Origin of the sequence: Bacillus sp. AF62 (assembly GCF_050312695.1) — a bacterium.
Classification (GTDB): domain Bacteria; phylum Bacillota; class Bacilli; order Bacillales; family Bacillaceae_G; genus Bacillus_A; species Bacillus_A cereus.
Genome location: NZ_JBNPJZ010000064.1, coordinates 64,194 through 74,733 on the forward strand (window position 1 = coordinate 64,194; position 10,540 = coordinate 74,733).

Sequence of the window (10,540 nt, forward strand, 5' to 3'; positions counted from 1 at the left end):
AGAATAATATGGAATGCATAGAAATGACGAAATGGAGTTGGTATCATGTGAAAACTAGTGAACTTGAAAAACTTTCTACTATAATCCCTCGTGATGTAACATCTTATTTCTCTCAATTTGTAAAAAAGATAAGTTCTCCTTGTGAAAATGGATTATATGTTTATACGTTATCACCAAGTCAAACTTGTGTATATGGTTCGTTTTTATATGATCAAGATAAAAAGGATGCCAAAATTCAAAAATTTCTTCATTATTTCGTAGCTCATGGAATACTGATAACAGTTCAGGAAAAAGAGGAAGAGGATTTCCAAAAATTAATACATAATTTCCCTATGGGTACAAAAAATTGTAACAGTTCCGCTGAAGGATTATGTGCTATCTTATCAATGTTTATATCTCACTATTTGCGAAAGGTTGACTACTTTGAAAACAATTTCAGAAATGTATTATGGGATTTTTATCATCATAATAACATAGCAGTTTTAGAAAGGATTTATCATATTCGTCATGAATTATTTATGAACACACATGTGTTTCGCTTAATACAAGAAGTGTTACAAGGCCTAAAAGAAGCTTGGTTAGAAAAACTAACAAACACACTTTGTTATAAACAAACACACGTAAAATTAGAGCGTGGATTACAACTTGTTAAAGAGTACCAAGAAGAATTAGACACGATGATTCATTTACAAGAAGTTGTTTCTTCTCATCGTGGGAATGAAATTATGAAAGCTCTTACTGTATTAACTGCTGTGAGTACGCCTTTGACAGCCTTAGGAGCATTATGGGGTATGAATTTTAAATACATGCCTGAACTAGAATGGAAATATAGCTATTTAATCGCTCTCTTATTTATTATTTTCACAACAGGGGGTATGTATATGTATATGCGATTCAAAGGATGGACAGGTGACTTATTACGAGTAAAGAAAAAGAAATCTTTTTTTAAATCTAATTAATCCTGTTTATAAAAAATATGATAGATATATGGTTAGTAATATTTCTTAATTGGGGTAGCGTCACATCACCATCAAGCTAAGATTTTGAGACACCCCCATAACGGAAATTTTACCTTTTTACAGTTACTTATGAGAGTTTGGCTTATTTCTTTCATTTTGGAGAACAATTAATTTCTTAAGTTGATGAGCATGGGGTATCGCTAGCATTTTGGCAAATAACCACGCTAAGAGTATGCAAGATTATATACAGTTTTTCGGCTCATTCAGTAACAAAGGCGAACCCTAAAACCGCGCCAGGATAGGAATATATATAAATATGCATAGAATTATAGAAAAAGAAAAAGGTGAATCCCTTGTGAGAATAAGATTTCGCCTTTTCCTTGCTACCGATAATAAGACGTTATGTCTACAAATCTTGTATAGAATATACATAGAAAAACTGTAATACTACTGATTCAAGTCATGATCTTCGTTTACATATTATGGGTTTTGTTTCCGTATAACACCTCATTGGGATTTATAACTATATTAAAACCACAACTATTAAATACAAAATTGTATTTTACATAATTAATTCAATCAATTGACCATTTATTATGCCTATAAAAAAATTTAAAAAAGTGGATGATAATTGGAATAATCAAATTGCGATTTAAATTATAAAATGTTGGCATGAGTATTGTAGTAGATATAATTGAAACCATAAAAAACAAAATATATTTGGTTAAATGAATGCCTGTAAAACCTGTAGTAAACTATATAGGAAAATGCCACATTCCCCACCAAAAACCGATAATTATTGAAGGTTTTAATGGGGAATATTTTTTTGAAGCTCCATTAGTGTAAAACCTCTCTAACCTAATGTTTTCTCCTAGAGGTCCGGAAACAATAGTTTTAACAAAGTAATAAATTAACAAACCCTATGAAGTTCTATTAAAAATTGAATCTGCTTCACTGTTAATTGACACAAGAAACAACATCATCAAAAATATAATTACTTGAATGGTGCTTACTGTAAGAATTATAGATAACCCAATCTTATTTTTAAATCTATCTTTTACGAATTGTAAGAAACTCTGACCAGGATAGAGTTTCTTAAATAGCAAGACAAAAGCAAAGATGGAAGACCAAGCTGATATTGCATTACATCAAAAATCGAAACTGGAAAATTTAATAACTTTATTACTCCTACAAGAAGAAACAGTGGCCAAAAAATAATGTTGGTTAATCAAATAAAACTTACTATTATAGCTGTATATTTAAAAGATATTACATCAGGACCAATACTTGAAATAGGTGCATCTACATTAGCTACCGAAACTCCATTCACAAATAGATAGTGAAGAGATACATTATATTCATGAAAAGTTAACATAGTACTCCTATACTTAAACTTCACTATTTTCACTTCGCTTAGAAGTGAGGAATTCCTAAGTAAAGTGTTCAATAGAAATCAAATTTATTAGGCTATCCCTGCAGTCTTTGCGGTTAGAGGCCTTATTGCATCATTATTTAGATTGCTACTTGTTAATATCCCAATAATGAGGTGTGACACAAGAAGTGCAGTCCCATTAGATTCAGATTTTTAACGTCTTTGTTTTGATATCCACAAATAGAAGTGATTTGAACGTAAGGAAATTGTAAGAAATGCATAAGAAAAAAGAAATGTTTATTGTATAGGATACAAATATAGAGAAGCGTAAAAGAAGGAGGTAAATAGGATATATTTATGTGAAAGCCAAACTAGTAATAGGAGCATTCTAAATGAAACAACATTTATGGTACTAACATACATGTGAAAAAAAGAGGATTTACCGTTTTTTATGACAGAATGGTGCTTGTAAAAATAATCAATATGAAGATGCTCTCTGTTTAGTTAGTAAGAAATAATATACAACCGCCCATACTATATGAATAGAGAGCAAGAGTGTTTTATGAAAATATATAGTTAACTTCCATTTGTAGATTTGGCATTTTGCATTGCCGGAACTTCTTTATTATACCTAACACCAGTCTCAATTATAAAAAAAGGCTCCACTAAAAATATACTTAGGTCATTACAAATAAGTAATCAACGAGATCATACTTCCGTCGAACAAGTAATGCTAAATACATTGCAACTTGGATCCCCCGGGATAATCGCTATAGAAAAACGTGGGGGTATGTAGCGGCTGTAGCGGATATAAGAACTAAGAAACCGATGAAAACAGATTTTTGCTTTGACATTGGAAGTGTAACGACTTAAACAATTTTTTTCTTATTTGCTTGGTGGCAAATTACTGAAAGAACAGCAACTAAAACAAATATTCACTACAGTTTCTACAGGAAAGGGAGGAATCAATAGATATGGTCTAGGAATCTATGAAATTAAACTGCCTAACGTTGTCTCGATAGGGGGACATACAGGTGTTATTCCAGGATTTAATACTTTTGCTGGAGGGACACATATGTTGACGGCAATTTGAACAATATGGGTAGAACTGAGAATCCTGGTCTTTTTAAAAGTATTTTACTTGTTGAATTTAGACAGTAGGGGATAAAGACAGAATAGTAGTTTATGTGATGTTTGTAATTGAACAAATAAAAGATGAAATCAATCATTTATCTAAGGAGGCATTTTTCTTATGGAAAATAAATTATCTGGGGTGTTAGCCGCTACTTTGGCTCTAACGATGAGTCTACCAACAGGAGCGATAGCCTCTTCTAGCAGTAAGACTCCGGTTGTATCTAGCCAAGAAGTTGGAAGCAAAGATTTGGAGAAGATTGCTGCAGAGAACGCTGAACTACTCACGAAGTCCTATGAGACTACTAGCGTGCAGTATGCGCTGATTGATAATGGTAAACTTATTTTGTCGGGGCAGACAGGCAAGAACGACATAGAAGGGAAAGAGCCACTAACCAAAGATACTCTATACGGAATTGGTTCAACCAGTAAAGTATATACAGCTGCGGCTGTTATGAAACTAGTAGACGAAGGAAAAGTTGATTTGGATTCCCCTGTTACCCGCTATATTCCTGAGTTCAAAATGAAAGATAAACGATATAAGCGCATCACACCGCGTATGCTGTTGAATCACTCCTCGGGTTTGCAAGGTTCCATGTACAATAATGTATTTTTATTTAAAGATAGTGATGCTTATGCCCATGATATCTTGTTGCAGCAATTGTCCAACCAAAACTTGAAGGCAGATCCTGGTGCGTTCTCAGTATACTGTAATGACGGTTTTACGCTGGCTGAGATCTTGGTAGAAAGAGTCAGCGGTATGAGTTTTACTGAATTTCTACATCAAAAGTTTACAGAACCATTAAAACTGAATCATACGATAACATCTCAAGACAAATGGGAAGACGAAAAGCGGGCTGGACAGTATTCCCCGACATACCAGGGACAGCTTCCAAGTGAAATGGTAAACTTGATTGGTACGGGAGGAATCTCTTCTACTGCAGAAGATGTGGTGCGATTCTCACAAATATTTATGGGACAGGGAAAAGAAATTCTCTCTAATAAAGCAGTCAAGGCGATGGAACAAGAAGAATATAAAAGAGGCATGTGGCCGGAAGATAGCGAAAACATGTTCAACTATGGTCTTGGCTGGGATAGTGTGAAATTATACCCATTCAGTGAATATGGGATAAAAGCGTTGACTAAGGGTGGGGATACGGTACTGCAACATGCCACATTGGTCGTGCTTCCAGAACAGAAGATGGCAGCAGCTGTATTGTCCTCCGGCGGCTCCAGCACGACAAATCAACTGTTGGCAAACAAATTACTGTTAGCTAGGCTTAAAGAGAAAGGGACAATTAAGGATATAAAACCAGATAAATCCTTCGGCAAGCCAGTCAAGGCTAAAGTACCTCAAGACGTGGTAAAAAAAGCGGGTTTTTATGGAAATAGCCAAAGCCATTTCAAAATAGAAATTACGAAGAAGGGAGAACTGTTTTTACCAACTAAACCGGAAGAAAAATATGTATATACGGCGGATGGAAGCTTTATAAATGAGAAGGGTACCTCCAAGCTTAACTTCGTTACTGAGAAGAATGGAAAAGTTTATTTGAGAGAGAGCACATATGAATCATCGCCGGGATTGGGGCAAAATGTGTTGACTCAATATTTAGCCCAAAAATTAGAAAACAATGTGTTACCGAAGAAAACAGCTGCTGCATGGGCGAAGCGTGAGGGTAGCAAGTTCTACCTCGTTAACGAAAAATTTAATTCAATAAACTATCTAGGACTACTAATGCCTCTAAACACACAAATTACGCTCAAGGATGGGTATTGGGACGGCAAAAAAATTACAGGTCCAAATTCGGCGACGCATCAAATTCAGATTCCCGTGATAAATGGGCGGGATACGACGGAAGCTCATTTCTATACAGAGAATGGTAATGAATATATGGAGATGGCCAGCTTTTTATACGTCAGTGAATCTAACGTAAAATCCCTTGATGCAGGTCAATTATCGAAAGTTACACTGCAAGAAAATGGGCATGCCAAATGGTTTACGATTCCGCAAACGGCAGCAGGGAAAACGATGACTGTGGAGTTGCCATCAGGAAGTTCATTCGCGGTGTATGATGAGAATGGAGTATGCGTCAATTTTAGCGTTGTTAGTGACAATAACAAAGTGAAACTACCAAAGAACGGAACAGTTGTATTTGCTGGCGCACCGAACTCAGAATTTACAATTGCGTTGAACTAGCTACAATTTAAGATGACCTTTAACAAAACCAGTAAGGCACAGAAAAGGTGTGTTACTGGTTTTGTTTGTATTTATGCATTCTCAATGAAAAAACTTAAATAATACCCACGTTTAAGCACTTTGAACTCCCAAAAATTCTGATATTTTTTGTCCTATGCCAATTAATTCATCTCCACCTACTCACTTCGCGTTCCTTGAGGAAGGAGTCTCCTTGGCTAAAATAATAAAATTATCGATAAGATTGGCACTTTTTCATGTAACCAATAATGTACCGCTATCATTTCTACTTAAGAAATTAATAATCTAAAAACGAAAGAGCTATCTTGTTACAAGTTAGCACAAAATTTTGTGTTGGGGGTAGTTGTATTTTCTTAGCTTGATAGCGATGGATTCTGCCAACAAAACAAGAATTTCGTACGCTAAGGAATTATTAGGCGTCTTACATCTATATTTGCTAATAAAATGATTTATATAAATAATTTGTTATAATTCCGTTTTTCGTTTTGAGGAAATTCTGAATTCTCAACTTGATGTGCATGGTGTAGTGCCATATCCTCATCAAGTTAAAGTTTTGATGTCCCCGCAATGATAAAAATGGTGAATATTTATATGAAAGATTAGAGCTCTCCTTCTTGTAGGAGGGCTCTAATCTTTGTTTAAAAACTATATCATATACATGGGGGCAGACTTATCGTCTGAAAATTGTCCGGATTCAATTTAGAATATATCAAAAGAGAACTTGCGATTAAAAACAAGCTCTCTTTAAAAGAAATAACGTAATTGAGATACTTATATATTAACAATTGTTTTCTTCTAATTCCATATGTCATATGTTGAGAAATAAATTATAAATGGATTGATAAAGCTAAAATGAATGATTGACATAATATTTTGACGATAATATAATGAATCTCGAATTCAAGATAACTTGTAAAGGATTGGTAATTATGAGCGTGATTAACGATGAGAGCTTATCTTTAAAGTTATTTGTTATATTATCTAGGGCAATACAGTCAATTACTAAGCGTATTGAAGAGGATATAAAAAGTTATGGACTTAATCCAACAGAATTTGCAGTGCTTGAGCTACTGTATAGTAAAGGCGATCAGCCTATACAAAAAATTGGAGACAAAATATTACTTGCAAGTAGTAGTATCACGTATGTAGTGGATAAGTTGGAAAAGAAGAGGTTCTTAATACGAAAACCATGTCCTAAAGACCGCCGTGTCACGTATGCGTCAATTACTTCAGAAGGTATTGAACTAATGGATATTATTTTTCCTCAGCATAAAGAGGCGATTCAGCAAATATTTGGTGGTTTGGACTATATTGAGAAAAAAATGATAATCGAAAAGTTGAAAAAATTAGGGTATTATGCACTAGAACTATAAATCTTTAGAAATATATCTCGAATTAGTAATGTCCTAATTAAATATAATTTAAATAAATAGGAGGAAAAATTAATAAATGGTAGTAAATTTATTATAATACAAAATGAATAAAGCGTGTAATTTCAATCGGTATTATATGAAATAAAGTTGTTATGTTAACGTATACATATCGTCCTTTAAATTATAAATCTTTCATAAAGCGGAGAGTGGGTATCAAGAATGGAATTACGTCATTTAGAGTATTTTATTCAAGTTTGTAATAATAATAGTTTCACTAAAGCTGCGGAAGTTCTAGGTATTTCACAGCCGACTTTAAGTCAACAAATACGAGTTTTAGAAGGTGAACTTGATACACCCTTGTTTCATCGAGTTGGAAGAGGTATCAAAATGACAGAAGCGGGTAAGCTGCTATTTGATAAAGGAAAATTTATCATGCAACAATTTGATGACGTTTATAATGAAATTTTTGAATTAAAGGGTGTAAAAAGAGGTGTGATTACTATAGGAGGTCTATTAGAGGATCTCACTTATTTAACACCTTATATTATGAAGTTTCAACAACATTATCCCAACATTGTAGTAAAGATTATAGAATCCGAAGTTGCTGTAAATCAAATCGTTGACAAAAATATTGATTTCGGGATTACACGTAGTGCTCAAATTCCAGACACATTAACAAACACCCTTTTGTATAGTGAAGAGCTCGTCCTTGTCATTCCAAAAAATCATCCTTTGAATGAAAAATCATTTGTTTCTTTTCGAGAATTAGTAGGGATCAGTAGAGTAATGGTTTCATGTAGTTGTCGTGAATCTATTAAGATATATTGTGAGAGTTTAGGGTTATCTTTATCTGAAGCAAATATAGAAACAAAATCTTCTATTTCTCTATTGAGCCTTGTATACAATGGACATGGGGTTGCCATAATACCTCTTTCACTGGTTAACTTTGTTAATAATGATACTTTGAGCATAGTTCGTATTACTGATCCAACACCAAGTCAAGATATTAATCTTATACACTTTGATGATAAATTTTTAAGTTTTGCAGCACGCATCTTTATGCAGAAGTTAAATGATTCTCAAAAAGTATCAGTGTAATAGAAATAATAATGATTCTAGTGTAACAATTGAAAAAATTAAAATCTATATTAAAGTCAAAGGACAGTGGGGTTATATGTGTGGTGTAGTCGATCAAAAAGGGGGATACCATTGACTTTTAATTAAGGAAAAAAGGACAGACTTTGCAAGGAGAGAAGGCTATCAAAAACAAGTTAAGTTAATCAATCAATTCTTTGGTCTTATCGCATAGTAACAGATTCCATATGGGGATATACACTGCTATTTTGAATCTACATATCCTTATTGTAGAAAGAAAACCACCGGCATTATACCGGTGGTTTTGATTTAGAAAGCAAAGCAAGTACAACCAATCCCCCATTTAGTTCCATCTTTTCCTATTACGGTATGAGTGTGTTGATGGAGAGGGTTACTACAACTATGTAACTTGTTATCATGGGAATCGTGAGAAAGTATAGTGTTTGCTAGGTTAGCACCACCATAACCATAAACGCCCGTCGGTGACCAATCAGGTGATGCTGGCGGCAATTCAGGTGATAAATTTTTAAATTCATCATTTCCATAAACAACCTGCCCACCCATAATGGTAAGTAATGATTCAAGGTCTTTGATTTCTTCTTCTGGCACAGTAAAGTAGTCAGCAGACAATACAGCAATATCAGCAAACTGACCTACTGCAAGGGTTCCCTTTTTACCTTCATCACCAGAGAACCACGCACTTCCTTTTGAATATAATTCCAGGGCTACTTTTCTATCAAGTTTATTTTTTTCATCGTATATGGAAAGACCACCAATGGTTTTTCCGGCAACCATCCAGTAAAGAGCGACCCAAGGGTTATAGCTGGAAACCCTTGTTGCATCACTACCGGCGCCAACAGGTATACCAAGATCTAACATACGATAAATCGGAGGAGTATGCTTTGCAGCTTCCTTTCCGTATAAGTCAACAAAGTATTCACCTTGAAAAGCCATGCGGTCTTGGATGGCAATACCGCCATTTAAAGCCTTAACACGTTCCATACTACGATCTGAGATTGTTTCTGCATGATCAAACCACCAGCGTAGCCCATTAAAAGGAATTTCTCTGTTAACTTCCTCAAATACATTTAAGAAACGTGTGATTGACTCGTCATAAGTTGCATGTAAACGGAATGGCCAACGGTTTTCCACCAATAGAGAAATTACTTTCTTTAAGTCGGCTTCCATTACTGTAGCTAGTTCGGGCCGTGGCATTTGAAATTTTTCAAAATCTGCTGCCGAGAATACTAACATTTCTCCGGCACCATTCATTTTATACTTATCATTTCCTTGACCAGGAGAAACAATTTTTGCCCATGAAGCAAAGTCTTCATATTCATGATTAGGATTTTGCGTAAATAGATTATAAGCAATACGCAAAGTTAATTGTTCCTTCTCGGCTAAATGTTCAACAACTTTGTAGTCATCAGGGTAATTTTGGAAACCACCACCTGCGTCGATGGCGCTTGTAATACCTAATCTATTTAATTCACGCATAAAATGGCGAGTGGAGTTAATCTGGTCGTCAAGATTAAGTACTGGAGCTTTACCCAAACTTGAATAAAGAATAGAAGCGTTAGGGTTAGCAATTAAAAGGCCCGTTGGATTACCTCTTTTATCCCGCTGAATTAAACAGCCTGGAGGGTCTGGGGTATCTTTCGTGTATCCCAGTGCACGTAGCCCTGCACGATTTACAAGTGCTCTATCGTAAAGATGTAGCACAAAGACAGGCGTGTCTTCAGAAACAGCATTAATCTCTTCTAATGTTGGCATCCGTCTCTCTTTAAATTGAAATTCAGACCAACCTCCAACTACTCTTACCCACTGAGGAGCAGGTGTACGCCTTGCCTGTTCTTTGAGCATTTCTAGAGCAATAAAAAGTGATGGCACGCCTTCCCAACGTAATTCCATATTATAATGCAGACCACCACGAATAACGTGTATATGAGAGTCATTCAGGCCTGGAATAGCTCTCTTTCTTTTTAGGTCTATTTTTTTTGTTTTTTCCGTGGCACTATTAAGAATCTCATCTCCACCTACTGCAGTGACTAAACCATCAGTTATGGCGATAGCAGATACCTCAGGCTGAGAAGGGTCAAGGGTAGTAATTTTTCCGTTATATAAGATCATATCCGGTAAATTCATGTTCACACCTCGTCTACTTTCTATTATTTTGTAACCATGGATGAAATAATTTACCGAAAATCGGCATGACTACCCATGATAGCAAGGACACTATACATACAGAAACAAAAAAAGCTGACATAATAGGATTCATATGTTTTATAATAGGTCCTATCACTTTAGGAACTAACATGCTAAGAACCTGTTTAGAATCTATGGTATAATCTGTACAAAAAAGGATATTTTCTATGATACATAATTATACAAGTAA

General features: G+C 34.9%; 5 protein-coding genes and 3 pseudogenes. 5 read left to right on the forward strand and 3 right to left on the reverse strand.

The annotated features are described in order from the left end of the window. Positions 1-8 precede the first annotated feature (8 nt). On the forward strand, positions 9-959 hold the full coding sequence (locus ACQRBL_RS14675) for a magnesium transporter CorA family protein (protein ID WP_023522389.1): 951 nt from the start codon (positions 9-11) through the stop codon (positions 957-959). Positions 960-1,406: 447 nt separating this feature from the next. Here the strand turns inward: ACQRBL_RS14675 and ACQRBL_RS14680 are convergent. Next, positions 1,407-2,178: pseudogene (locus ACQRBL_RS14680) on the reverse strand (CPBP family glutamic-type intramembrane protease). A 1,021-nt stretch (positions 2,179-3,199) separates the two neighbouring features. On the opposite strand from ACQRBL_RS14680, the pseudogene ACQRBL_RS14685 reads away from it, so the two are divergent. From ACQRBL_RS14685 to ACQRBL_RS14700, 4 genes and pseudogenes are all read left to right on the forward strand, one after another. Beyond that, a pseudogene (locus ACQRBL_RS14685) lies at positions 3,200-3,492 on the forward strand (serine hydrolase domain-containing protein); the annotation flags it as partial. A 91-nt stretch (positions 3,493-3,583) separates the two neighbouring features. Beyond that, on the forward strand, positions 3,584-5,659 hold the full coding sequence (locus ACQRBL_RS14690; RefSeq protein WP_023522387.1) for a serine hydrolase domain-containing protein: 2,076 nt from the start codon (positions 3,584-3,586) through the stop codon (positions 5,657-5,659). 947 nt (positions 5,660-6,606) lie between these two features. Next, positions 6,607-7,050, forward strand: coding sequence for a MarR family winged helix-turn-helix transcriptional regulator (locus ACQRBL_RS14695; protein WP_016122794.1), 444 nt, complete (start codon positions 6,607-6,609; stop codon positions 7,048-7,050). A gap of 219 nt (positions 7,051-7,269) precedes the next feature. Beyond that, positions 7,270-8,148, forward strand: coding sequence for a LysR family transcriptional regulator (locus ACQRBL_RS14700; RefSeq protein WP_023522386.1), 879 nt, complete (start codon positions 7,270-7,272; stop codon positions 8,146-8,148). Positions 8,149-8,454: 306 nt separating this feature from the next. On the opposite strand, the gene ACQRBL_RS14705 is transcribed toward ACQRBL_RS14700, so the two are convergent. Then, complete coding sequence (locus ACQRBL_RS14705; protein WP_023522384.1) at positions 8,455-10,290, reverse strand: amidohydrolase; 1,836 nt, start codon at positions 10,288-10,290, stop codon at positions 8,455-8,457. A 13-nt stretch (positions 10,291-10,303) separates the two neighbouring features. After that, positions 10,304-10,468, reverse strand: a pseudogene (locus tag ACQRBL_RS14710) (antibiotic biosynthesis monooxygenase); the annotation flags it as partial. Positions 10,469-10,540 lie beyond the last annotated feature (72 nt).

Excerpts from the sequence above, each read along its gene's own strand:
- ACQRBL_RS14695 (WP_016122794.1), top strand. The coding sequence starts at position 6,607 with ATGAGCGTGATTAACGATGAGAGCTTATCTTTAAAGTTATTTGTTATA.
- ACQRBL_RS14675 (WP_023522389.1), top strand. The coding sequence starts at position 9 with ATGGAATGCATAGAAATGACGAAATGGAGTTGGTATCATGTGAAAACT.
- ACQRBL_RS14705 (WP_023522384.1), bottom strand. The coding sequence starts at position 10,290 with ATGAATTTACCGGATATGATCTTATATAACGGAAAAATTACTACCCTT.
- ACQRBL_RS14700 (WP_023522386.1), top strand. The coding sequence starts at position 7,270 with ATGGAATTACGTCATTTAGAGTATTTTATTCAAGTTTGTAATAATAAT.
- ACQRBL_RS14690 (WP_023522387.1), top strand. The coding sequence starts at position 3,584 with ATGGAAAATAAATTATCTGGGGTGTTAGCCGCTACTTTGGCTCTAACG.